This is a genomic window from Pseudaeromonas aegiceratis (assembly GCF_046254905.1).
GTDB classification, from domain to species: Bacteria; Pseudomonadota; Gammaproteobacteria; order Enterobacterales; family Aeromonadaceae; genus Pseudaeromonas; species Pseudaeromonas aegiceratis.
The window spans coordinates 1,939,218-1,962,337 of record NZ_CP158016.1; the positions used below are offsets into that span (position 1 = coordinate 1,939,218).

Annotated in this window: 20 protein-coding genes and 1 other RNA gene; 11 read left to right on the plus strand and 10 right to left on the minus strand. The window is 60.9% G+C overall.

Annotated features, from left to right (window positions below; genetic code table 11):
• Positions 1-3 precede the first annotated feature (3 nt).
• Positions 4-789: a M48 family metallopeptidase gene (locus tag ABHF91_RS09170; RefSeq protein WP_409420003.1), complete on the plus strand. Its 786-nt coding sequence runs from the start codon at positions 4-6 to the stop codon at positions 787-789.
• A gap of 17 nt (positions 790-806) precedes the next feature.
• On the opposite strand, the gene ABHF91_RS09175 is transcribed toward ABHF91_RS09170, so the two are convergent.
• The 8 genes from ABHF91_RS09175 to ABHF91_RS09210 form a co-directional block, all read right to left on the minus strand.
• Positions 807-1,112, minus strand: coding sequence for a helix-turn-helix domain-containing protein (locus tag ABHF91_RS09175; protein ID WP_409420004.1), 306 nt, complete (start codon positions 1,110-1,112; stop codon positions 807-809).
• 108 nt (positions 1,113-1,220) lie between these two features.
• Entirely contained in the window at positions 1,221-2,228 is a 1,008-nt protein-coding gene (locus ABHF91_RS09180) for a TniB family NTP-binding protein (RefSeq protein ID WP_409420005.1), read from the minus strand.
• On the minus strand, positions 2,228-4,120 hold the full coding sequence (locus ABHF91_RS09185; RefSeq protein ID WP_409420006.1) for a Mu transposase C-terminal domain-containing protein: 1,893 nt from the start codon (positions 4,118-4,120) through the stop codon (positions 2,228-2,230). The genes ABHF91_RS09180 and ABHF91_RS09185 overlap by 1 nt, the downstream gene beginning before the upstream one ends.
• A complete protein-coding gene (locus ABHF91_RS09190) occupies positions 4,120-4,743 on the minus strand; it encodes a hypothetical protein (RefSeq protein ID WP_409420007.1) in 624 nt (207 codons plus the stop codon). Before ABHF91_RS09190 ends, ABHF91_RS09185 begins: the two co-directional genes overlap by 1 nt.
• 132 nt (positions 4,744-4,875) lie before the next feature.
• Positions 4,876-4,972, minus strand: an RNA gene (gene ffs, locus ABHF91_RS09195) — signal recognition particle sRNA small type.
• 97 nt (positions 4,973-5,069) lie between these two features.
• Positions 5,070-5,882, minus strand: coding sequence for a sulfite exporter TauE/SafE family protein (locus ABHF91_RS09200; RefSeq protein ID WP_409420008.1), 813 nt, complete (start codon positions 5,880-5,882; stop codon positions 5,070-5,072).
• A 52-nt stretch (positions 5,883-5,934) separates the two neighbouring features.
• Positions 5,935-7,347 carry a basic amino acid/polyamine antiporter gene (locus ABHF91_RS09205; RefSeq protein WP_409420009.1) on the minus strand — a complete coding sequence of 471 codons (1,413 nt, stop codon included), beginning with the start codon at positions 7,345-7,347 and terminating at the stop codon, positions 5,935-5,937.
• A 142-nt stretch (positions 7,348-7,489) separates the two neighbouring features.
• Positions 7,490-7,945 (minus strand): YbjN domain-containing protein, encoded by a 456-nt coding sequence (locus ABHF91_RS09210; protein ID WP_409420010.1) that lies wholly within the window; start codon positions 7,943-7,945, stop codon positions 7,490-7,492.
• A gap of 171 nt (positions 7,946-8,116) precedes the next feature.
• On the opposite strand from ABHF91_RS09210, the gene ABHF91_RS09215 reads away from it, so the two are divergent.
• Entirely contained in the window at positions 8,117-9,859 is a 1,743-nt protein-coding gene (locus ABHF91_RS09215; protein WP_409420011.1) for a GAF domain-containing protein, read from the plus strand.
• An 8-nt stretch (positions 9,860-9,867) separates the two neighbouring features.
• On the opposite strand, the gene mtgA is transcribed toward ABHF91_RS09215, so the two are convergent.
• Positions 9,868-10,611: a monofunctional biosynthetic peptidoglycan transglycosylase gene (mtgA, locus tag ABHF91_RS09220; RefSeq protein ID WP_409420012.1), complete on the minus strand. Its 744-nt coding sequence runs from the start codon at positions 10,609-10,611 to the stop codon at positions 9,868-9,870.
• A gap of 136 nt (positions 10,612-10,747) precedes the next feature.
• Here mtgA and ABHF91_RS09225 point away from each other — a divergent pair, with 136 nt between their 5' ends.
• From ABHF91_RS09225 to ABHF91_RS09255, 7 genes are all read left to right on the plus strand, one after another.
• Entirely contained in the window at positions 10,748-11,878 is a 1,131-nt protein-coding gene (locus tag ABHF91_RS09225) for an efflux RND transporter periplasmic adaptor subunit (RefSeq protein WP_409420013.1), read from the plus strand.
• Complete coding sequence (locus ABHF91_RS09230; protein ID WP_409420014.1) at positions 11,871-12,602, plus strand: ABC transporter ATP-binding protein; 732 nt, start codon at positions 11,871-11,873, stop codon at positions 12,600-12,602. The genes ABHF91_RS09225 and ABHF91_RS09230 overlap by 8 nt, the downstream gene beginning before the upstream one ends.
• Entirely contained in the window at positions 12,593-13,798 is a 1,206-nt protein-coding gene (locus tag ABHF91_RS09235) for an ABC transporter permease (protein ID WP_409420015.1), read from the plus strand. Before ABHF91_RS09230 ends, ABHF91_RS09235 begins: the two co-directional genes overlap by 10 nt.
• Complete coding sequence (locus ABHF91_RS09240; protein ID WP_409420016.1) at positions 13,798-14,997, plus strand: ABC transporter permease; 1,200 nt, start codon at positions 13,798-13,800, stop codon at positions 14,995-14,997. The genes ABHF91_RS09235 and ABHF91_RS09240 overlap by 1 nt, the downstream gene beginning before the upstream one ends.
• Before the next feature lie 164 nt (positions 14,998-15,161).
• On the plus strand, positions 15,162-17,084 hold the full coding sequence (locus ABHF91_RS09245) for a PrkA family serine protein kinase (RefSeq protein ID WP_409420017.1): 1,923 nt from the start codon (positions 15,162-15,164) through the stop codon (positions 17,082-17,084).
• A gap of 26 nt (positions 17,085-17,110) precedes the next feature.
• On the plus strand, positions 17,111-18,376 hold the full coding sequence (locus ABHF91_RS09250) for a YeaH/YhbH family protein (RefSeq protein WP_409420018.1): 1,266 nt from the start codon (positions 17,111-17,113) through the stop codon (positions 18,374-18,376).
• Positions 18,377-18,384: 8 nt separating this feature from the next.
• A complete protein-coding gene (locus tag ABHF91_RS09255; protein ID WP_409420019.1) occupies positions 18,385-19,899 on the plus strand; it encodes a SpoVR family protein in 1,515 nt (504 codons plus the stop codon).
• Positions 19,900-19,908: 9 nt separating this feature from the next.
• Here ABHF91_RS09255 and fadR read toward each other — a convergent pair whose 3' ends face one another.
• The gene (fadR, locus tag ABHF91_RS09260) at positions 19,909-20,622 is read right to left on the minus strand and encodes a fatty acid metabolism transcriptional regulator FadR (RefSeq protein ID WP_409420020.1); all 714 of its coding nucleotides are present in this window, start codon (positions 20,620-20,622) and stop codon (positions 19,909-19,911) included.
• Between the two features lie 245 nt (positions 20,623-20,867).
• Between fadR and nhaB the strand changes: the two genes are divergently transcribed.
• Positions 20,868-22,448, plus strand: a complete 1,581-nt coding sequence (gene nhaB, locus ABHF91_RS09265; protein ID WP_409420021.1) for a sodium/proton antiporter NhaB — start codon at positions 20,868-20,870, stop codon at positions 22,446-22,448.
• 98 nt (positions 22,449-22,546) lie between these two features.
• A complete protein-coding gene (dsbB, locus tag ABHF91_RS09270) occupies positions 22,547-23,068 on the plus strand; it encodes a disulfide bond formation protein DsbB (protein WP_409420022.1) in 522 nt (173 codons plus the stop codon).
• Positions 23,069-23,120: the final 52 nt, after the last annotated feature.

Here is a 23,120-nt window from a genome sequence, read left to right on the forward strand (position 1 = left end):
GAAATGCTGATGAATGCTGCGATTGATTGTTCAACACCTTATCAAGCTGCCGAGCAGGGTGAACGGCTGAGTTTTAGTTATGGGGATGAGCGGATCGACGTTGAGCGAGTCAGTCGTAACACGAACACGGGGCGAGTGCGGATCCTGGTTCATCCGGATTGTCGTATCGAGGTTCAGGCTGGGGCCAATGTGTCGCAACACGAGGTACTGGAGGCACTGAAAAAGCGCGCTCGCTGGATCTACCAGCAGTTACGCTATTTCCGTTCTCTCAATGAGCATGTTCTGGCCCCACGCTATGTCAGTGGCGAGAGTTGCTATTACCTCGGTAAGCAGTATCTGCTCAAGGTGACAGAATCGGCCACGCAAAAGCAGCAGGTGAAATTGCTGGGCGGTCAGTTACATGTCTCGGTTCGACAGTATGCGCCAGAGCTTGTTTGTTCTTTGCTGCATGAGTGGTACAAGGCGCGTGCGAAAGAGGTGTTTAGTCGCAGACTCGAGGCGTTGCTTGAACAGACGCTCTGGGTCAGCGAGCGGCCGCCAATTCGCATTCTGACGATGCGAACCCAGTGGGGAAGCTGCTCGCCAAATGGTCGTATCACGCTGAATCCTCACCTGGTGAAAGCGTCCCGTGAGTGTATCGACTATGTGATCCTGCATGAGCTTTGCCATATAGCCGAACATAACCACAGTGAACGATTCTACCGACTGATGGGGCAAATCATGCCGGGCTGGGAACAGATTAAAGAGAGACTAGATGGCATGGCAGGGGTCTATTTAAGCGGAACCTGAATCCAGCTCTGACCTTATCATTCCTTTGGTGCCGAAAGTTGCAGTAACATCTCTTGCTGCCTTTCTTTCGGCAATTTGGCCAGTGCGCAAAGAAGTTCAGCCAACAAGTCATCATCACAGTAGAAATAAGCCACCGGAAAACCCAGCTCTTGGGCGATGCGTTGCATCGTCTGGTAGTCAGGGGCGTGCTTGCCTTTTTCGTACTGGTTCATTCGGGCGCTAGCCGTGCTCTGCTCCATACCTAATCGCATCCCAAGTTGCTGTTGCGTCAGACCTGCCGCCTTGCGTGCAGCTTTGAGTCTGATGGGTAATGGGTTTGTCATGGGGTATCTGCTAGCTGAGGATCAGGTAGCTAAGATTCTCTTAGTCTTATACGGATTAAGGTACTAAGCAATGCTTAGTTTTGCTGTATTAACAAGCCGCTGGTCACGCTATCGCTTTTTGAGTAGCTGGCTAATGGGGAGCTTGTCGGTAAATTGCAGTGGGATCAGCAACTCATCCTTACCGGATGGTGAAATTTCATACCGCGAGTATTGTTGAACCTCACAGGTCTTGATGTCGCCAATGGGTTGCAAAAAAGGATTGGGTAACTCCGGATGAAAGATCGCAAACGCAACGGCGATGTGCTCATGCAGGAGCGTCTCAGCATGCACAGCCAAAGCCTGCTTTACCGACTCGTCCAGCAAGTGCTTGAGTGCCCTGGTACTGCCCTGACAGCTGGCAAACAAGGCAAAAATTGTATGTTTAGACTCCAGCTTAGGCTCTTTGGCAAATGGCATCCGCTTGGCGAGCCCCATAACAAACCGAACGAAATTCTCCGGATCCTCTGAGAGTTTGAAATATGGTAGTGATCGGCGGATCAGCAGTCGAGACGCCCATTGTGGTTCTTCGGCAATCTTGACGGCCCAGGGCATACCGACAAGAGCAATGGGAATCTGGGCGGTTTCACTGATGTACTTGAGCCGATTGGCAATCTGGTTACGCTTTTCCCGGGTCTTGTTCTCAATCAGCTCCTGAAATTCGTCAATGATGATCAGCTCGGTTTCGCAGCGTACCAGGCACTTGATCAAGGCCTCGGTCAGACTCTCTGCGGAACTCTTGTTACGACGATATTCGCTCCCCCACTGGCCAAGGTCTTTAAGCAGCTCAACCATGGTTGATTCCAGGGTTGGTTTACTCGGGATCCGACTTATAAGCAGGGGCTTACGAATAAAACCGTGGCCAACCTGTCCCGGGAACTTGGCCATGTAGTGACGGAGAAGAGACGACTTGCCAGTCCCGGCATCTCCAGTTAACAGCATGCATTGCGGCTCACCAGCAAATTGTTTGTTAAAACGCAGTCGATCAAAGTCCTGCTGGATAGACCGCAATAGCGGCGTCTCAACATAACACTCTATAAATGCGCGTAGCCTATTCGCATCCTCTCTGGAAAGATCCATTAGTAGGGCTCCAATCCAGCAGTAAAATCATTCCAGTCATCGTCGAGTTCTGGTTCCTTAGGATTATGAGGTTCTGAGGGAGCAACGGTTCTGGTTGACGAGCCTATCTCTACTATCGGCAAGGAATCACTATGGCTGCCAACATCCATATATCTGGCTATTTTATGAGCACCATTGATGGTGCGTTTTCTGAGCGATTTTGGAACAGTGGAAAACTCATCATTTATTCTTTGCCGGATGCTATCTCTGGCTTTGGATAGGCTAACAACATCAACTTGGGTGTCAGTAATCAATTTTTGTAACTTGACGTTAATCAAGTGCTCCTGCAGGCTCAACCCTTCTGTGTAACCCTCAGCATCGACACATGGAACACGGATATACCGTCCGTTCTCATCAATGGCCACATAAATATAAGAGATATCTCTCGGATTGAGTTTTACTCTGACCTGCCGTTTACCGTTTAAACTCTCAGGGTAATGCATACGATAGGCGGCCAATTCGTCAGAATCGTATCGCAGATGATAGCGTTGTATTCCACCACGTCTGTGAGTACAAGTGAGCGTAATGCTCAATATAACTTCCAACATGGTTAGATCGGCGTCAATGATCCTAGCAGGAGGGGTAAGTTGGTACCCTGCTTCCCACAACCGGATTGGAATGTATCTATGCCTCGCGTCAGCCTCGTAATGATACACATCGATGATCCAACGATGCAATATTTCTAAGAAAGCAGAGAAATGCATTACCGCGTCTTTTTGCGAATTATAATCTGCGCGTTTCAATATGTTTGAGAATGTCTTCCCAGGAATGGCATCCAGTAATTTCTTATTGATGGTGCCAAAAAACCGTTCAATCTGTGGTTTCAGCCATGGTTTTCTAACTGGGTTATATTGGATATTGATACCCAACTCCAGACAGGCCTGTTCAAGGCTGGCGCTCCAGAACTCGACACCATTATCAACGACCAAGGTCTCTGGTTTTCCATAACAAGGCCAATCATGTTCGATATCCGGATACGTTGACCGGACATAGTCCTTCGGCGAGATGGCGTTAAGAAGCGCATTGCGCACAGGTTCATAGCCAGGCTGCTTGAAACCTAGGTAGAAGCCCACAATGCAATGACTGTATGCATCAATCAACATTGTCAATGTAGGACGCCCCAATGGAATCGAGTGCTCATCATCCAGCAGGATTAGATCCAGAGGCGTATGATCAATTTCGACTCGCTCCAGAATTCGGGTTGGACGCTTGTGGCTACCGATGGCCTTAAACTCGACATTCGCACGATATGAGCCTTTCCTTCGGAACATCACTTCATAAGCTGGCAATTTCTTGATTCGATTGTAAAAGCCATTATAGGTAATGACCTTTATCGGATTATCAACAACGTCAAAATTCTCCAATTCAACAGCATCACGGTAGGCTTGATAAGCACTAGCAATGGATGGTTGCTCACCGACCAAAAAAGAGTTCACGGCCTGTTCAAAAAAAACCTCATCACTTGGTGACAACCGGCTCTTGGTGTTCCCTTTATCTTGATGCTTTGGAATAAGTGATATGAGCTTATTACCATTTTGGATAAACCGCTTGCGCCATCGGACAAGTGTCCGCCAATTTGGCACCGGAGGTGGCAACACTTCTGCTGCCTCATCAAGCAGGGGTTTTAGATTTTTCCCTGTCCAACCACCATCTAAGTGCTCATCAACCCATTTAATATAAGACAGCCTATGCATGGCCTCAGTCTTTAGCTCCTCAGAAAAACTATCGGCACTAGATGCAACCACATTACTAGCCTTATCGACAGATAAGGCTATATTGTTTGGCTCAACAGATAAAAACTCATCGGCAAATGGAGTACCCGTCGATGGGTCAACGATAGGTTTGTCGGCCATTAACGAACCCACACGACACTGGATAAATCAATTTCCCGAGAAGTCAAATCGCTATCGATAAGACCACTGGCCAAGAGCGACAAAGCCGATGCAAATACTTCCTCGGGAGGCACAGACATTGTTCCTGACACCGTGGATAAAGATACATGACCAAGATCTTCTACTAATTTAAGAAGCTGCATATGCAGAGGAGTAAAACTCTGAAATCCGGAGTAACGATGTAATAGCTTAAGATTCCCCAATATTGGATTTATCCGTATCTGTTTTTCGGTCACCAGTTTCAACGGAGAGGATAGCTCTAGAGCCCTTTGTTGCTTAAGCGGAAAGCGCAGTAAGAAATCTTGATCAGCAACCTTTTCTGCGGGTTTGACTTCGAGAAAGCTCGCAAAGCCATCCTGATCGACCACCCGAAAATCTGGGGTATATGGACACAGCCTGCCATCGCATTGGTAATAGAAACCCTCAGGTTGGGCCTCGAAATGCTTCACCAACGGGGAGTATTCAAGATGGAAGCAGGCATCGAACTCCAAGGAGGATTCCACCGTAAATACAGTGTGCATCTTGGCGCTGACGAACTTGAAGAGATTTTTGACGCGGGAGTGTTTCAGGTGTCGACGGTACATGATGCCACCAACCTGTTGTTGCTTTCCTACAGGTTTAGGCTATGTCAACTTATGAGTCAAGAATATGTCAGCTTTTGCTAAAATTATGTCAACTTATGCTTCAAACGACAAATAAAGCAGAAATGGTGGAGGCTCTGCCAGCCACATCCCGGCACTCGAAGGACTCCCCTTGGCTGCTACCTTCCGGTCCTGACCAGGTCGAAGAGATTCCGATGCGGGAGGACCAACAGAGCCCCCATAACAACGGGCTGGAGTCTACCCAGCCGATCGCTTGAATGCAATGCTTTTGCCCCGCCGACCGCACCAAGTGCGCCAAAAACGAACAATCAGCTAAAGATCAGAAACTTGCAGGCGATGCCCAGCTGCAGCAAAGCGAAGGCGCGGCGCAGCGCCAACGGCGGCAAGCGGTGAGCCAGCCAGACCCCCAGCTTGCTGGTGAAGGCGCTGGTGCTGATCACCCCCAGCAGGGCCGGCCAGTAGACAAACCCCAGGCTGTGGGCCGGCAGGCTTTCTTCCCCCCAGCCGTTGAGCATGTAGCTGGCGGCGCCGAACAGGGCGATGGGAATGCTGGTGGCGGACGAGGTGGCCACCGCCTTGGTCATCCGCAGCCCACGCCAGGCCAGATAGGGCACGGTAATGGAGCCACCACCTATGCCGAACAGGGCAGAGAGCAGGCCGATGGCACCGCCCACCAGCCCCCGCTCCACCGGTGCGCGGGCCGTCGTCTCGCCTGGCTCCTGCACCCCGCCCGGGCTCAGGTTGAACCACATCTGCACCGCGATGAGCAGGGCGAACAGGCCGATGAGCCGTTGCAGCATCCAGCCGGGGATATCGGCGGCCACCACGCCCCCTAGGAAGGCGCCCATGGCCATGCCCACGGCCATCTGCAGCACCAGGGTCCAGTCCAGCTGGGTCTTCTTGAGGTGGGCCCGCACCGAGCTTAGGGAAGTAAAAACGATAGTGGCCAGGGAGGTGCCCACCGCCAGGTGGGTGATCACCAGCTCGGGCAGGCCTTGCAGGTGGAAGGCCACCAGCAGCAGGGGCACGACGATGAGCCCGCCCCCGATGCCGAACAGGCCCGCCAGCACCCCGGAGCAGGCGCCGGCCAGCAGATACATGATGAGGGCGTTCAGCAGCATGGTTCCTCCTATGGAGGCTGCATCTTACCCGCCTGGGGCCAAGGGCGAAACCCTAGCCCGGCAGCCCCTGTGCCCAGCGCCAGGCACTCCAGGCCGCCAAACACACGAGGATCAGGCCTCCCTGTGCCTCGGCGCGCCCCCAGGTCCGGCCCTGTTGCCGGCGGGCCAGGTGCAGGATCAGCAGGCCCGGCACATAGAGCAGGGTGGCCAGCAGCAGGTACTCCACCCCGGCGGCATATACCAGCCACAGGCCATAGCCGGTGGCGAGGGCCCCCAGCAGCAGATCCTGAGCCGAGGCCTGGGATCTGGCCCTGTCCTGCCAGGCCAGCTTCAGGCCGTAGGCCGCGGAGAAGAAATAGGGCACCAGGGCGGCGGAGGTGGTGATGTTGACGAGGGCCAGATAGGTGCTCTCCTGCAGCAGTATCACCAGCAGGAACAGCTGGACCAGCAGGGTGGTGGCCCAGAGGCCGTGCTTGGGCGTGCCGTGCTGATTCAGGCGGCTGAACCAACGGGGGAACAGGCCACTTTGGGCGGCGATGAAGGGCACCTCGCTGGCCAGCAGAGTCCAGCTCAAAAAGGCCCCCAGCACGGAGATCACCATGCCGATGTTGATGAGCCAGGCGCCCCAGGGCCCGACGATCTGCGCCAGAATGGCGGCGGTGGACGGGTTCTTCAGCGCCGCCACCTCCGGCTGACTCATGACCCCCAGGGCAAACAGGCTCACCATCACATACAGGGCCAGAGCCCCCAGCAGGGCGATCAGGGTGGCCCGTCCCACGTCCTGCCGGCGGCGAGCCCGGGCGGAGACCACCACGGCCCCTTCGATACCGATAAACACCCAGAGGGTCACCTTCATGGTGGAGGTCACCTGCTCCAGCACGCCTCCCAGGGCCTGTTGCCCCCAGATATCCAGCCGGAAGGTGTCCAGATGGAAGGCCAGCAAGAGGGCGACACACAGCACCAGCAGGGGAATGAGTTTGGCCAGGGTGGCCACCAGGTTGACCAGGGCGGCGCGGCGCACGCCTTTCAAGATCAGCAGGTGCACGCCCCACACCAGCACGGAACCCAGGCCGATGGCCAGGGGGGTGTTACCCTCACCCAGTAAGGTGTGACCGGGCCGGTCGGTGAAGTAGCTCAGGGCGCTGAACAGCACCACCACATAGGAGACGTTGGCCAGCAGCTGGCAGACCCAGTAGCCCCAGGCGGCATTGAAGCCGATGAAGTCGCCGAAGCCCGCCCGGGCATAGGTGAAGATGCCGCCGTCCAGATCCGGCCGGCGCAGCGCCAGGCGCTGGTAGACACAGGCCAGGGCCAGCATGCCGACCCCGGTGATGAGCCAGCCCAGGGCGATGGCGCCCACCTCGGCCTGTTGGGCCATGTTCTGGGGCAGGCTGAAGATCCCCGCCCCCACCATGGAGCTGAACACCAGGGCGATCAGCGCCCCCAACCCCAGATCCTGTCGCATAGTGCCCACACCCACCCGCTAAAAAGAGGCGGCACTATAGTGAGTCGTTATGCTGATTTCAACGAAATTACCGGCCAATGATTCATGTATGTCGCCAGAAGGCAGCATAAAAACACAGAACCTGACCCATATGGCAGCGAGTTTAATGAACGGCGCGGTTGTCCGGCACCTCTTCCGCCGGGTTCAGCACTCCCAGCTGTTCGCACTCGCTGATCAGCTGCTGGGTGGCGGCTATGGTGCGTTGCACAAACAGGGTGAGCTGCTCCGGGGTCATGCCGGCCTCGGTATAGGCGCTGGCACAGACCATCAGACGCGGCAGGTTGTCGTCCACCACGTCGACGAAGACCTTCAGGGAGGGATAGTTCATGTTCAGCCGGCCCAGCTCGGACACCAGCAGCAAGAGGCCGGTGGGGCGCACCTCCAGCTCGGTGCTCAGCAGCAGGCCCTCGTTCTCCACAAACAGCCGGCTCTCCAGCACCCCCTCCAGGGACTGCACGTCCACCATGTGGATGCCATGGCACTGATCGCACATGTAATGGGGGATCTGTCCCTGCTGCAGCCAGCGGATGATGATGTCGAAATTGGGGATATGGAGCATAACGGGACCGTCTGATGGAGTGGATAAACAGCCGGGCATTCTAAACCAAAGGCCAGCCCAGCCCAAGGCAAATCCCACCGACGCGGGCCACTCATCCAGGCGACGGCGGTTTGCCCCCCCAGGCGGCCCTGGCCCACACTCATGGTAGTCCCACCCTGCCGGAGCCCCATCATGGATCCCGCCTTGCCCCAGCGGTTGGCCCTAAGCTGCGCCACCGTGCAGGATCAGGCCCTGTTCGAGGCGCTGACCGCGTGTCTGGCCCGCCAGCTGGCGCTGGATTATGTGGCCCTCTCCCGCCTGGCGCCGCGCAAGGATGGCCGCCTGGTGGCCCATGGCCTGGCCCTCTATCGCGGGGGCGAGCCCTGCCCGGCCGAAGACTACCTGCTGGAGAAGGGGCCGGGACAGCTGACCCTGGAGCAGGATCGCTGCCGGCTGGATGGCCCCCTGTATCGCCAGTTTCCCCGGGATCGCCGGTTGGGCCAGTACGTCGACGCCAGCTACCAGGGCTGGCTGCTGCGGGACGCCCAGCAGACCCCCATCGGCCTACTGTGCCTGATCCATGGCGGTCCCCTGCCACCGCCCCAGGCCCTCGACGATCTGCTGGCCCCCTACCTGCCGCGGCTAAGCGACGAGCTGCAGCGCCACCGCCAGCTGCAGGCCAGGGCGGCCCACGATCAGCGTCAGCAACTGCTGCTGGAGCACAGCCTGACCCTGTTGGCCCTGCTGGATGCCGACGGCCACCTGCTAAGTGTCAGCCAGGCCCTGTGCCAGGCCCTGGGCAGCCCGGAGTCCGCCCTGTTGGGCCGGCCATTGTGGAGCCTGCCGCCCCTGGTGCAGGATCCCCAGCTGGCCGGGGAGCTCAAGCAGAGCATCAAGCTGGTGCGCCGCCAGGGGCAACGGCTGCGCAGGCTGCTGAGCCTGCCCAGCCCGGGGCAGGAGGCCCGCCAGCTGGATCTGGTGATCCATCCCCTGCCGGACACCGCCGAGGGCACAGGCCGGGTGCTGCTGGAGGCCAGGGACATCAGCCACTGGCTGCGGGACTGCCAGCAACAGATGCAGGAGCGCAGCCAGCTGGCGCGGGCCCTGCAGCAGACCGGGGTGCTGGCCTGGCGCTGGGAGGTAGACGCGGATCGCTGGCACTGGCTGACGCCGGTGCCGACGGCGTTTGCCGGCGTCACCGACCTGGCCAGTCTGCTGGCCCACTGGTCCGCCGCCGAGGGGGCCCAGCTGGCGCAGCTGCTGGCGCGGTCCTGGCAACAGGGGGACGCCTGGCAATTCGAGGGGAGCTGGCAGGGGAAGGATGGCACCCCGCTGTGGGTGCGACTGCAAGGGGCGGCGGAAGGCGGCCAGCTGCCGGCCAGCCGCCTGTGGGGCCTGCTGGAAAATCGAGACCAGGCCCACCGCCTGCGGCAGCGGCAACGCCAGCGCGAAGCGCGGCTGGGCCGCGAGCTGGATCTGCTGAGCCTCTGCCAGCTGCAGAGCGGTCACCCCCTGGCGGAACGCCTGCGCCAGGTATGCCTGGCCTGTGCCCGTCTGCTGGAACTCGATCGGGTGAGCGTCTGGCGCTATCGCGGCCGTCAGCTGGAGAACCTGCACAGCTTCCACCGTCCCAGCGACCGCCACGTCCAGGAGCCCAGCGTGACGCCGGCGCAGTTTGCCGCCCTGTTCGACTACCTGCCGGCCCAGCCCTTCCTGGATGCCCACCATGCCCGGGTCGATCCCCGCACCCGGGAAGCCAACGCCAGCTTCCTGGCCCCCCGGCAGATCCAGGCCCTGCTGGCTCAGCGGATCGGCTCGACCGAGGCGCCCCTGGGGCTCTTGCTGCTGGCCCAGGAGCACCAGCCCCACGAGTGGCAGGATGACGAGATCGAGCTGGCCCACCGCCTGGCCCAGCTGCTGGCCCAGTGGCTGTGATGGGCGACTTAGGGGATCCGCACCTGATAGAGGCGAGCCAGCAGGATGCGCTGCTTGCGCAGCAGGGCGACATGGTGGCGGTGCTGCTCGTAGTAGCGGGGACGGGTGACCATGGCCGCCAGGTAGGCGGCCTGGCTGGCGGAGAGGTTGCGGGCACTGAGGCCGAAATAATGGCGCGCCGCCGCCTCAGCCCCGAAGACCCCTTCCCCCCATTCGATGACGTTGAGATAGATCTCCAGGATGCGCTGCTTGGAGAGCACCGTCTCCAGCATCAGGGTGATCAGGGTCTCGTTCAGTTTGCGCCAGGGGGTGCGGGCCGAGGAGAGAAACAGATTCTTGGCCAGCTGCTGGGAGATGGTGGAGCCGCCGGCGACGATGCGCCCCTTGGCCAGGTTCTTGCGCCAGGCGATCTGGATCCCCTCCCAGTCAAAGCCGTGGTGTTCGACAAACTTGGCATCCTCGGCCACCACCAGGGCACGCTTGAGATCCCGGTCGATCTGGCCATAGGGCAGCCACTGCTGCCGCAGCCGGGCCTTGGGCTGCTCCGCCTGCAGAAGACTCAGCTGCTCCTGCATGAAGGCCGTGGGCCCCGGGGTATGGCTGCGATACCAGCACAGCTGGACCAACACCCAGGTCAGCCACAGCAACCACAATAGCAGCAGAGTCAGCAAGACCCGCCGCACGCGGGCCGGCCAGGAGGCGCGACGCCAGCTCAGCAGGCCGGCGCGCCATCGAGAACGAAAAAAAGCCACCAGGGATCCAGGCAGAAAACACGAGGGCGCCAGTTTACTACGCCGGACCGATCACATAAACGGCTGACGGCATGGCCCCTGGCCGTCTCGCTCCCGGCGGGAGTGCCACACTCCAAGGAGACCCCTAGGAGGCGTCATGAAACGCACACTGCTTATCGGCCTGCCCCTGCTTGCCCTGCTCGCCCTGTCGCTCTGGTGGCTCAGCCGCCCCAGCCTGCCCCAAGTCAGCCTGATCACCCTAAGCCGCGGCGAGGTGATCGCCAGTGTGGTCAACAGCCGGGCGGGCAGTCTGGAGTCCTGCCAGCGGGCGGGCCTGAGCCTGCCCCAGGGCGGCGTGGTCACCGACATCTATGTCAAGGAAGGAGACAGGGTGACCAGAGGCACGCCGTTGCTGCGCCTGTGGCAGGCGGATCTGGCCCAGAGCCACCAACGGCTGACCCAGGCCCTGGCGCGGGATGCCCTGCTGGTACAGCAGCAATGCCTGCAGGCCGAACTGGCACAGCGCCAGGCCGAACGGTTGGCCAAGCTGGCCCGGGCCGATCTGGCGGCCCAGTCCCAGCTGGATGAGCTGAACACCCAGGCGCGAAGCCAACAGCTGGGTTGCCTGGTGGCCCGGCGTCAGGTGGCGGTGGATGAGGCCAGCCTGGGGGAGGTGGAGGCGCAGCAGAGCCAGCGGCAGCTGCTGGCCCCCTTTGATGGCGTGGTGGCCAAGATCAACAGCAAGCTGGGGGAATACATGACACCGTCGCCCCCCGGGATCAGCATGCCCCCTGTGGTGGATCTCATCGACGATCACTGCCTGTATGTCTCCGCCCCCATGGACGAGGTGGATGCCGCCCGTCTGCAGGTGGGACAGCGAGCCTGGATCCAGCTCGATGCCCTGCCGGGCCAGCGGTTCGCCGCCCGGGTGCGGCGCATCGCCCCCTATGTGCTGGCCGAGGAGAAGCAGGCCCGCACCGTGGCGGTGGAGGCGGACTTTACCCCCCTGCCCTCTGTGCCGCTGTTGGTGGGCTACAGTGCCGATCTGGAGGTGATCACGGATCAGCAAGACCAGGTGTTGCGCCTGCCCCTGGAGGCGCTGGATGCAGACGAGGCCGTGCTGCGTTACCGCCAGGGCCGGCTGGAGCGGCTGCAGCCGACCCTGGGGCTGCGCAACTGGAGCTGGGTGGCCGTGGTGGCGGGTCTCGACGACGGGGATCGGCTGGTGCAACAGCCCGGGCTGCTGCACTACCAGCCGGGCATGGCGGTGGAGATCCAGCATGAGTGATGCGCCGCTCGTCAGCTTGACCGGCGTGAGTCGCCGCTTCGCCCTGGGCGGCCAGACCGTCATGGGGCTCGATACGGTGGACCTGCAGATTGGCCATGGCGAATACCTGGCGGTGATGGGCCCCTCCGGCTCGGGCAAGTCCACCCTGCTCAACGTGCTGGGGCTGCTGGACAGACCCGATAGCGGTGACTACCGTCTGGCGGGCCAGCTCACCGGCCGGCTGAACGAGCGCCAGCTGGCCCGGCTGCGGGCCGAGCAGATCGGCTTCGTGTTTCAATCCTTTCATCTGATCCCGCGCTTAAGCGCCGCCGAGAACCTGGCCCTGCCCCTGGTGCTGGCCGGCTGGTCCCCCAAGGCCCGCACCGCCCGCTGCGATCTGCTGCTGGCCAAACTGGGGCTCACGGACCGGGCCCGCCACCTACCCCACCAGCTCTCCGGCGGCCAGCGCCAGCGGGTGGCCATCGGCCGGGCCCTGGCCCTGGCCCCCCCCCTACTGCTGGCCGATGAACCCACCGGCAACCTGGACAGCCAATCGGGTCAGGAGGTGATGGCGCTGCTGGAGAGCCTGCACCAGGAAGCCGGCATCACCCTCATACTGGTGACCCATGATGGCGCGCTGGGCGCCCGGGCCGGCCGCCAACTGCGCATGGCGGACGGGCGCCTGGTGAGCGATTCGCGGGCAGACAGGGCGCCGCTGCCCCAGGCGGAGGCCCCATGCGCCTAGCCGACCGCCTGGACTATGCCCAGGGCGCCCTGATCCGCCATCGGGGCCGCTCCGCCCTACAGCTGCTGGCCATCGCCGCCGCCGTCTGCTCTGTGCTGCTGCTCACCGGCCTGGGGGAAGGTGCCCGCCGCTACGTGGCCGCCGAGTTTGCCTTCCTGGGCAAGGATCTGCTGGTGATGCTGCCGGGGCGCAAGCAGACCACCGGCGGCCTGCCCCCCCTGGGCGCCAGCCTGCACGACATCACCCTGGACGACATGGCCTTCCTGGCGCGCCAGCTACCCCGGGTCCGCCTGGCGCCCCTGGTGGTGGGCAACAGCCAGATCCGCCTGGGTAGCCGCAGCCGCCACAGACCCGTGCTGGGCACCACCCCTGAATTTCTGCAGACCCACAGACTGGGCCTGCTGGCCGGCCAGCCCCTGCCCAAGCTGCCCCCCGCCCAGGCCAGCCCGGTCTGCCTGCTGGGCCAGCAGCTGGCCCGGGAGCTGTTTGGCGAGGCCTCGCCCCTGGGCCAGTGGATCCGCATCGATGATCGGCATTTTCGCGTGCTGGGCCTGTTTCATAGCGCCAGCAGCAACCTGGGCTGGCAGTTGGACGACAGCCTGCTGATCCCGGTGGGCAGTGCCCAGGCCCTTTACAACACCCAGGCGCTGTTCCGGCTGTTTATCCAGGCCCGGGATGGTCAGCCGCTCTCCCCGCTGGCCCAGCGGCTGGAGCAACTGATGCGCCAGCGCCACCAGGGCAGTCTGGACGTCACCCTGCTGCAGCCCGACGCCCTGCTGGCCACCTTCGGCGACATCATGACCACCCTGACCCTGGCGGTGGCCGGCATCGGCGCCATCAGCCTGCTGGTGGCCGGCGTCATGCTGATGAACCTGAGCCTCATCAGCGCCCGGCAGCGCACCGCCGAGGTGGGCCTGCTCAAGGCCCTGGGGGCGCCGGCGCGGCTCATACTGCAGCTGCTGCTCACCGAGGCCCTGCTGCTGGCCTGGCTGGGGGGCCTGCTGGGGCTGGCCCTGGGCTACGGGCTGGTGAGCCTGGCCGGCTGGCTCTATCCGGCCTTTCCCCTGTTCATTCCCCCCTGGGCGGCGGTCGCCGCCCTGCTGTGTGCCCTGGGCACCGGCCTGCTGTTTGCCTGGCTGCCCGCCGCCCGCGCCGCCCGCCTGCCGGCGGTGGCCAGCCTGCGGGGACGGGTCTGATGCGCCCCCGGGATCTGCTGTCCTGGGTGCTCAAGGCCCTGGCCCGCAGCGGCAGCCGCACCCTGCTGAGCGCCCTGGGGATCGCCATCGGCATCGCCGCCGTGGTCACCCTCACCGGCATCGGCGAAGGGCTGCGGGGCTACCTGCTGGAGAGCTTCTCCCAGTTTGGCAGCCGGGTCATCGCCATCACCCCCGGGGTCAGCGACAACCCCGCCAGCCCCAATGGCCTGCTGGCCAGCAGCCGCCCGCTGACCCTGGAGGACGGCGACCTGCTGCGCCACCAACCCCATGTCCAGGCGGTGATCCCCGTGCTCTCTGGCACAGGCCAGGTCAAGGCGGCCGGGCTGAGCCGGGACACCAGCATACTGGGCACCAACCATGAGGCGGCCGACGGCTGGCGCTTCACCCTGGCCCGCGGCCACTTCCTGCCCAAGGAGTCCCAGCGCCAGGCCCGGCCCCTGGCGGTGCTGGGCCATACCCTGGCCCAGGAGCTGTTCGCCGACCGGCCGGCCCTGGGGGCCCAGGTGCGGATCGGCGAGCGGCGCTTTCGGGTGGTGGGGGTCATGGCCCCCAAGGGGCAGTTTCTCGGCTTCGATCTGGACGACATGATCTTCATTCCTGCAGGCCTTGCCCAGGCGCTGTTCAACCGCGAAGGCCTGATGGAGATCGACATCATCTATGACGCCCAGATCCCCACCCAGGCCCGGCTGGCACAGATCGACCAACGCCTGAGCCAGCGCCATGGCCGCCGCGATTTCACCCTCTACTCCCAGGAGGACATGCTGGGCTCCCTGGACAAGATACTGCGCATCCTGAGTCTGGCCATCGGCAGCCTGGGCACCGTCTCCCTGCTCATCGGTGCCGTGGGCATATTCACCATCATGACCATAGCCCAGCAGGAGCGCCTCACCGAGATAGGTCTGCTGCGGGCCCTGGGCGCTCCGCCGGCCCTGATCCTGGCGCTGTTTCTGGCCGAGGCGATGCTGCTGGCCCTGTTGGGCGGCATGCTGGGCTTGTTGCTGTGGGGAATGCTGGCCCTGATCCTGCATGTGCTTTGGCCAGGGTTACCCTTGGACTGGCAAGCCCGCTATCTGCTGCTGGCCCTGGGCTTCAGCGCCCTGGTGGGACTGACCGCCGGGCTGCTGCCAGCAGGGCGTGCCATGGCGCTGGATCCGGTGGCGGCACTGCGTGATGAATAAGTCATAAAAGCGCTAGACAAGCTGGCAGAAAAGACTTAGGAATCGAGATGTTGGATTTTGCTTTGCCGGTCACTCGACTAGGCTTGATCAAGGACCTGCCGGGTCAGATCAGGCTCCGCCAGCCGAATTAGGTAGTTGTAACACGACGTTTTTGGGGGTGGTACATGGGCATTTTCGAGCATTATCAACAACGCTACGAGGCATCCCGCCAGGAGGTCTACAGCCTGCAGGAATTCCTCGACCTCTGTAAAGAGGACAAGAGCTGTTTCGCCTCGGCGGCCGAGCGCCTCTTGCTGGCCATCGGCACACCCGAGCAGGTGGACACGGCGCTGGATCCGCGCCTGAGCCGCATCTTCTCCAACCGCATCATCAACCGCTATCCGGCGTTCAAGGACTTCTACGGCATGGAAGAGGCCATCGAGCAGATCGTGGCCTACCTCAAGCATGCCGCCCAGGGGCTCGAGGAGCGCAAGCAGATCCTCTACCTGCTGGGCCCGGTGGGGGGCGGCAAGTCCTCCCTGGCCGAGAAGCTCAAGGCGCTGATGCAAAAGGTGCCCATCTACCGGCTGCAAGGCTCGCCGGTGAACGATCATCCCTTCTGCCTGTTCGACCTCAACGAGGACGGCAAGCTGCTGGAGCAGGAGTACGGCATCCCGAAGCGCTGCCTGCGCACCATAATGTCCCCCTGGGCGGCCAAGCGGTTGCATGAATTTGGCGGCGACATCAGCCAGTTCAAGGTAGAGAAGGTCTACCCCTCCATCCTGGATCAGATCGCCATCGCCAAGACGGAGCCAGGTGACGAGAACAACCAGGACATCTCCGCCCTGGTGGGCAAGGTGGATATCCGCCAGCTGGAGCACTTTGCCCAGAACGATGCCGACGCCTATGCCTATTCCGGCTCCCTGTGCCGAGCCAACCAGGGCATGATGGAGTTCGTCGAGATGTTCAAGGCCCCCATCAAGGTGCTGCACCCGCTGCTGACCGCCACCCAGGAGGGCAACTACAACGGCACCGAAGGGCTCTCAGCCCTGCCGTTTGAGGGCATCATACTGGCCCACTCCAACGAGTCTGAGTGGCAGCACTTCAAGCACAACAAGAATAACGAGGCCTTCCTTGATCGGGTCTATATCGTCAAGGTGCCCTACTGCCTGCGGGTCTCCGAGGAGATCCACATCTACGAGAAGCTGCTGCAAAACAGCGAGCTGTCCAATGCCAAGTGTGCCCCCGGCACCCTGAGCTACCTGGCCCAGTTCAGCGTGCTCTCCCGCATCAAGGATCCGGAAAACTCCAGCGTCTACTCCAAGATGCGGGTCTATGACGGCGAGAGCCTCAAGGACACGGATCCCAAGGCCAAGTCCTATCAGGAATACCGGGACTATGCCGGGGTGGACGAAGGCATGACCGGGCTCTCCACCCGCTTCGCCTTCAAGATCCTCTCCCGGGTGTTCAACTTCGACCACGCCGAGGTGGCCGCCAACCCGGTGCACCTCTTCTACGTGCTGGAACAGCAGATAGAACGGGAGCAGTTCCAGCAGGAGACCCACGACAAGTACCTGGAGTTCATCAAGGGCTACCTGGTGCCCCGCTACATCGACTTCATCGGCAAGGAGATCCAGACCGCCTATCTGGAGTCCTACTCCGAATACGGCCAGAACATCTTCGACCGCTACGTCACCTACGCGGACTTCTGGATCCAGGATCAGGAGTACCGGGATCCGGAGACCGGCCAGCTGTTTGACCGCGGGGCGCTCAACAGCGAGCTGGAGAAGATCGAGAAGCCGGCCGGCATCAGCAACCCCAAGGACTTCCGCAACGAGATCGTCAACTTCGTGCTGCGGGCCCGGGCCAACAACAGTGGTCGCAACCCCAACTGGACCAGCTACGAGAAGCTGCGCAGCGTCATCGAGAAGAAGATGTTCTCCAACACCGAAGATCTGCTGCCCGTCATCTCCTTCAATGCCAAGACCTCGGCCGACGAGATGAAGAAGCACGAGAACTTCGTCGAACGCATGATGGAGAAGGGCTACACCCGCAAGCAGGTCCGCCTGCTGTCCGAGTGGTATCTGCGGGTACGCAAGTCCGCCTAAGGTCGTATGCAGCATGAGGAGTAGCTATGGCCCATTTCATCGATCGGCGGCTTAACGGCAAAAACAAGAGTGCGGTGAACCGGCAACGGTTCATCCGCCGCTACAAGCAGCAGATCAAGAAAGCCGTCTCCGAAGCGGTGTCCCGGCGCAGCATCCAGGATATCGAGCAGGGCGAGAGCGTCAGCATCCCGGCCAAGGATATCCTGGAGCCGCAGTTTCACGTGGGCAAAGGGGGCCATAAGGACATAGTGCACCCGGGCAACGATCGCTTCGTCACCGGCGAGCAGGTGGAGCGGCCCAGTGGCGGTGGTCAGGGTTCGGGTCAGGGGGAAGCCAGCAACCAGGGGGAAGGCCAGGACGATTTTGTCTTCGAACTCTCCCGGGATGAATACCTGGATATCCTGTTCGACGATCTGGAGCTGCCCAACCTGCAGGCCTCCCAGGCCAGCAAGCTGGTGGAGCTGAAGACCTACCGGGCCGGCTACACCGCCGACGGGGTGCCCAGCAACATCAACATAGTGCGCTCGCTGCAGAATTCCCTGGCACGCCGGGTGGCCATGCAGGCGGGCAAGAAGCGCGAGCTGGTGAAGCTGGAACAGGAACGCCACGAGGCCCTGATGCGGCCGGAACCCGATGCGGTGCAACTGGCCTGGCTGGATCAGCAGATCCAGGCCTTGAAGGCCAAGATAGGCCAGGTGCCCTTCATCGACACCTTCGACCTGCGCTACAACAACTTCGTCAAACGGGAGGTGCCCACCAGCCAGGCGGTGATGTTCTGCCTGATGGACGTCTCCGGCTCCATGGACCAGGCCACCAAGGAGATGGCCAAGCGTTTCTATATCCTGCTCTACCTGTTCTTGGTGCGCAGCTACCAGAATGTGGAGGTGGTGTTTATCCGCCACCACACCCAGGCCAAGGAGGTGGATGAGCAGGAATTCTTCTACTCCCAGGAAACCGGCGGCACCATAGTCTCCAGCGCCATCAAGCTGATGCAGGAGATCATGCAGGCCCGCTACCCGGCGGATCAGTGGAACATCTATGCCGCACAGGCTTCAGATGGCGACAACTGGGCCGATGACTCCCCCCTGTGCCGCCAACTGCTGGAGGAGCAGATACTGCCGCTGGTGCGCTACTACGCCTACATAGAGATCAGCCAGCGCGCCCACCAGAGCCTCTGGTACCAGTACGAGCATCTGGCCCAGCGCTTCGGTGGCTTTGCCATGGAAAACATCCGCAAGGCAGATGACATACTGCCGGTGTTTCGTCAGCTGTTTAAGAAACAGGCCGCCTAGGAGGTGTTATGGATACCCAGCGCACGCCCCTGCCCGACGGTCCGGACTGGACCTTCGAGCTGCTTGATCGCTATCAGGCCGAGATAGAGCGGGTCGCCGACCACTATCGGCTCGCCACCTACCCCAACCAGATCGAGGTGATCACCGCCGAGCAGATGATGGATGCCTATTCCAGTGTCGGCATGCCCATCGGCTATCACCACTGGTCGTTCGGCAAACGCTTCATCAGCACGGAGCAGAATTACAAGCGCGGTCAGATGGGGCTCGCCTACGAGATCGTCATCAACTCCAATCCCTGCATCGCCTACCTGATGGAAGAGAACACGCTGCCGATGCAGGCCCTGGTGATGGCCCATGCGTGCTATGGCCACAACTCCTTCTTCAAGAACAATTACCTGTTCAAGACCTGGACCGATGCGGACTCCATCATCGACTACCTGGTCTTTGCTCGTCATTACATCAGCGAGTGTGAGGAGAAGTACGGCATCGATGAGGTGGAATCCCTGCTGGACTCCTGCCATGCCCTGATGAATCAGGGGGTGGATCGCTACAAACGGCCGCAGAAGCTCTCCCTGGCCCAGGAGAAACGGCGGCAAAAACGCCGGGAGGAGTACCTGCAGTCCCAGGTCAACGAGCTATGGCGCACCCTGCCGCAAAAACCGCAAGCCCACCAAGCCAGCGGCCGTTACCCGACGGAACCCCAGGAGAACCTGCTCTATTTCGTGGAAAAAAACGCGCCGTTGCTGGAGTCCTGGCAGCGGGAGATCATCCGCATCGTGCGCAAGATCAGCCAGTACTTCTATCCCCAACGGCAGACCCAGGTGATGAACGAGGGCTGGGCCACCTTCTGGCACTACACCATCCTCAATCATCTGTACGATGAGGGACTGGTCACCGATCGCTTCATCCTGGAGTTCCTGCACAGCCACACCAATGTGGTGGCCCAACCCGCCTACAACAGCCCTTACTACTCGGGCATCAACCCTTACGCCCTGGGCTTTGCCATGTTCCGGGATCTGCGGCGCGTCTGCGAGGCCCCCACCGAGGAGGACAGACGCTGGTTCCCCGACTATGCCGGCACCCCCTGGCTAGACACCCTGCACTTCGCCATGGAGAACTTCAAGGACGAGAGCTTCATCAGCCAATTCTTGAGCCCCAAGGTGATGCGGGACTTCCGCCTGTTTGCCATTGAGGATGATGATCAGCGCAACTATCTGAAGATAGGCGCCATCCATAACGAGGAGGGATACCGGCAGCTGCGACAAAACCTGGCGGCCCAGTACAACCTGAGCAACCAGGATCCCAACATTCAGGTGTTTGATGTGGATCTCAAGGGCGACCGCACCCTAAGACTGCGCTACGTGCCCCATCAGCGGGTCCCGCTGGATGACAGTCATGACCAGGTGCTCAAACACCTGCATCGCCTGTGGGGCTTTGCCGTGTCCCTGGAGGAAGAGAGTGCCGATGGCAGCCTGCGCCTGCTGGGCCGCTGCCCGCCCCCGCTGGATGTGGCCACCGGCTAGCCGGGAGCGTCAGACCTCGTCCAGATTGGCGGACATCTTCTGCTTTAAGCGCGCCCAGAGCACCCCGGACTGGGCGCCGTATTGCCGCACCAGATAGACCACCGCATCGGCATCCCGCTTCTGCGCCAGTTCCCCCAGCTTTTTATAGAAGCCATAGGAGAGCTCGCGCGCCTGGGCCTCGGCAAAATAGATACGCCCCACCCGGTTGTAGAGGCTTTTGAAGCCGTTGAGGATCAAGGCATAGATGGGGTTGCCGGAGGCAAAGGCCAACTGGTGGTACAGACGGTAATCAAACTCGGCAAACTCATCCGGCTGCTCCGCCAGATCCGGCGCAGCGGACACCAGGCTCAGCACCTGCTCCGGATTGTTCTTCACCGCCCCCCGCAAGAAGATGGCACTGATGTTGGTGCGGGCGGAGAGCAGCTGGTCGATCAGGGCCGGAAACTTCTCCTGATCGAGCCGACCTATGGTCTCCAGGATGTTGAGCCCAGAGGTCTCCCAAAAGTTGTTCACCCGAGTCGGCTTGCCATGTTGAATGGTCAGCCAGCCATCCCGCGCCAGGCGCTGCAGCACCTCCCGCAATGTGGTGCGGGTCACGCCGATCAACTCTGACAGTTCGCGTTCGGCAGGCAGTATGGTGCCGGGGGCGAAGCGGTTATTCCAGATAGATTCGATGATGTACTCTTCGGCAAATCCAGCCGGGCTTTGGGCTTTGATGACCATGTCATTGCTCGTTGGTGTAAAAACAGCGGCGATGATAACAAAGGCGGCATAAATGTAACAAGCACAGGTGCGACCAGTTGGTTATTGCCGGCAGTAACTGTTTGCGCCAGCTCAAATCTGTCTCATTTCGCCACTAATGTGTTAGGGCATGACGACCAAGTTGTTTACACTCCTTAGCTTGGCGCCCCACCACGCACAGCGCCAAAGGGAAATAACAACTAACGTGGCCACTTAGAGAAAATACAATGAATACAAGTTTGAGTAAGGCTTTTGCCCTCAATTTCCTTGGCAATGCGCCCAAGTGGTACAAGATGAGCATTATTGCCTTCTTGTTGATCAACCCGCTGCTGTTCAGCCTGGATCCCTTCGTGGCCGGCTGGGTGCTGGTGGCGGAATTTATTTTCACCCTGGCCATGGCCCTCAAATGCTATCCGCTGCAACCCGGTGGTCTGCTGGCATTGGAGGCCATCGCCATCGGCATGACCAGCACAGAACAGGTGAAGCACGAGGTGGCCGCCAACCTGGAGGTCATACTGCTGCTGATGTTCATGGTGGCCGGCATCTACTTCGTCCGTCAGCTGCTGCTCTACGTGTTCACCAAGCTGCTGGTCCGGGTACGTTCCAAGGTGGTACTGTCCCTGGCCTTCAGCCTGATGGCCGCCTTCCTGTCGGCCTTCCTGGATGCCCTGACGGTGCTGGCGGTGGTGATCAGCATCTCCGTCGGCTTCTATGGCATCTACCACAAGGTGGCCTCGGAACACCCGGCCGAGCATGACATAAGCAACGATGACACCGTCAAGGATCATCACAAGGGCGATCTGGAGCAGTTCCGGGCCTTCCTGCGCAGCCTGCTGATGCATGCCGGCGTCGGCACCGCCCTGGGTGGCGTCTGCACCCTGGTGGGGGAACCGCAAAACCTGATCATCGGCGAACAGGCCACCTGGCACTTTGCCGAGTTCGCCATCCGGGTGGCCCCTGTCTCGGTGCCCGTGTTTATCTGCGGCCTGCTGGTCTGCATCCTGGTGGAAAAGTTCCGCTGGTTTGGCTATGGCGCCCTGATCCCGGACTCCGTGTACCAGATCCTGAAAGAATATGATGCCCACGAAGATGCCAATCTGACCACCCGCGACAAGGTCAAGCTGGTGGTACAGGCGCTGATCTGTCTCTGGCTGGTACTGGGTCTGGCCCTGCACCTGGCAGCCGTGGGTCTCATCGGCCTGTCGGTGATCGTATTGGCCACCGCCTTCACCGGCGTCACGGAAGAACATGCCATCGGTAAGGCCTTCACCGAATCACTGCCCTTCACCGCCCTGCTGTGTGTCTTCTTCACCATAGTGGCCGTCATCGTCGACCAGCACCTGTTCGTCCCCGTGATCCACTGGGTACTCAACGCGCCGGCCGAGACTCAGCTCCCCCTGTTCTACCTGGCCAACGGTTTGCTCTCCATGGTCAGCGACAACGTGTTTGTGGGCACCGTCTACATCACAGAGGTGAAGCAGGCCTGGATGAACGGCACCATCAGCCGGGATCAGTTCGATCTGCTGGCCATCGCCATCAATACCGGCACCAACCTGCCGTCGGTGGCCACCCCCAACGGTCAGGCGGCCTTCTTGTTCCTGCTGACCTCCACCCTGGCCCCCCTGGTTCGCCTCTCCTACGGTCGCATGGTCTGGATGGCCCTGCCCTACACCATAGTGCTGACCCTGGTGGGCCTGGCCGGCATCATGTTCCTGCTGCCGGATATGACCCAGAGCTTCTACGACATGGGCTGGATCAGCCACCACGTCGCGGCGTCGGCCCCGGGAGCTGCACCAGCAGGTCATTGATCCCGCACGCCTTTAACAGATAAAGGACCCATAGGGTCCTTTATTTTTGCCTGGTTTTATTTTCTAATTCCCTCTCGCCCTCCCATCAGGAATGACCCATGATCGCCTCTCTTCAAGCCTTTAGTGCCAGACGCACCGGCTGGCTGCTGCTGGCCGCCAGCGTACTGGCCTTCGAGCTCTGTGGCCTCTATTTCGAGCACGTGCTGCACCTGCAGCCCTGCGTGCTGTGCATCGATGAACGCATTGCCTTTTTAGGCATACTGGCCGCCGCCCTCCTCGCCCTGATCAACCCCCGTTGGTTTATCCTGCGTTGGGGGGCCCTGTTGCTGTGGGGCTTTAGCGCGCTGCGTGGTCTGCAGCTGGCCCTGCACCATACCGATCTGCAGCTGCATCCCTCCCCCTTCAAGGCCTGTCCGCTGTTTCCCACGTTTCCCGGTGACTTGCCCCTGGATCGCTGGATGCCCTGGATGTTCCAGGCCACCGGCGACTGCTCGGAGCGGCAGTGGTCATTCCTCACCTGGGAAATGCCCCAGTGGCTGATCCCGATCTTCGGAGCCTACCTGCTGGTGGCCCTGGTCATCGCCCTGGTCAACCTGCGCCGCGGCAACTGCTGCAGTTGAGCCAGCCATAAAAAAAGCCCCTCGCGGGGCTTTTTTTATGGGCGACGATGAC

What these genes read in the sequence shown, in the direction of transcription:
- ABHF91_RS09170 (WP_409420003.1), top strand. Translation starts at nt 4, where the DNA reads ATGCTGATGAATGCTGCGATTGATTGTTCAACACCTTATCAAGCTGCC.
- ABHF91_RS09175 (WP_409420004.1), bottom strand. Translation starts at nt 1,112, where the DNA reads ATGACAAACCCATTACCCATCAGACTCAAAGCTGCACGCAAGGCGGCA.
- ABHF91_RS09180 (WP_409420005.1), bottom strand. Translation starts at nt 2,228, where the DNA reads ATGGATCTTTCCAGAGAGGATGCGAATAGGCTACGCGCATTTATAGAG.
- ABHF91_RS09185 (WP_409420006.1), bottom strand. Translation starts at nt 4,120, where the DNA reads ATGGCCGACAAACCTATCGTTGACCCATCGACGGGTACTCCATTTGCC.
- ABHF91_RS09190 (WP_409420007.1), bottom strand. Translation starts at nt 4,743, where the DNA reads ATGTACCGTCGACACCTGAAACACTCCCGCGTCAAAAATCTCTTCAAG.
- ABHF91_RS09200 (WP_409420008.1), bottom strand. Translation starts at nt 5,882, where the DNA reads ATGCTGCTGAACGCCCTCATCATGTATCTGCTGGCCGGCGCCTGCTCC.
- ABHF91_RS09205 (WP_409420009.1), bottom strand. Translation starts at nt 7,347, where the DNA reads ATGCGACAGGATCTGGGGTTGGGGGCGCTGATCGCCCTGGTGTTCAGC.
- ABHF91_RS09210 (WP_409420010.1), bottom strand. Translation starts at nt 7,945, where the DNA reads ATGCTCCATATCCCCAATTTCGACATCATCATCCGCTGGCTGCAGCAG.
- ABHF91_RS09215 (WP_409420011.1), top strand. Translation starts at nt 8,117, where the DNA reads ATGGATCCCGCCTTGCCCCAGCGGTTGGCCCTAAGCTGCGCCACCGTG.
- ABHF91_RS09225 (WP_409420013.1), top strand. Translation starts at nt 10,748, where the DNA reads ATGAAACGCACACTGCTTATCGGCCTGCCCCTGCTTGCCCTGCTCGCC.
- ABHF91_RS09230 (WP_409420014.1), top strand. Translation starts at nt 11,871, where the DNA reads ATGAGTGATGCGCCGCTCGTCAGCTTGACCGGCGTGAGTCGCCGCTTC.
- ABHF91_RS09235 (WP_409420015.1), top strand. Translation starts at nt 12,593, where the DNA reads ATGCGCCTAGCCGACCGCCTGGACTATGCCCAGGGCGCCCTGATCCGC.
- ABHF91_RS09240 (WP_409420016.1), top strand. Translation starts at nt 13,798, where the DNA reads ATGCGCCCCCGGGATCTGCTGTCCTGGGTGCTCAAGGCCCTGGCCCGC.
- ABHF91_RS09245 (WP_409420017.1), top strand. Translation starts at nt 15,162, where the DNA reads ATGGGCATTTTCGAGCATTATCAACAACGCTACGAGGCATCCCGCCAG.
- ABHF91_RS09250 (WP_409420018.1), top strand. Translation starts at nt 17,111, where the DNA reads ATGGCCCATTTCATCGATCGGCGGCTTAACGGCAAAAACAAGAGTGCG.
- ABHF91_RS09255 (WP_409420019.1), top strand. Translation starts at nt 18,385, where the DNA reads ATGGATACCCAGCGCACGCCCCTGCCCGACGGTCCGGACTGGACCTTC.
- fadR (WP_409420020.1), bottom strand. Translation starts at nt 20,622, where the DNA reads ATGGTCATCAAAGCCCAAAGCCCGGCTGGATTTGCCGAAGAGTACATC.
- nhaB (WP_409420021.1), top strand. Translation starts at nt 20,868, where the DNA reads ATGAATACAAGTTTGAGTAAGGCTTTTGCCCTCAATTTCCTTGGCAAT.
- dsbB (WP_409420022.1), top strand. Translation starts at nt 22,547, where the DNA reads ATGATCGCCTCTCTTCAAGCCTTTAGTGCCAGACGCACCGGCTGGCTG.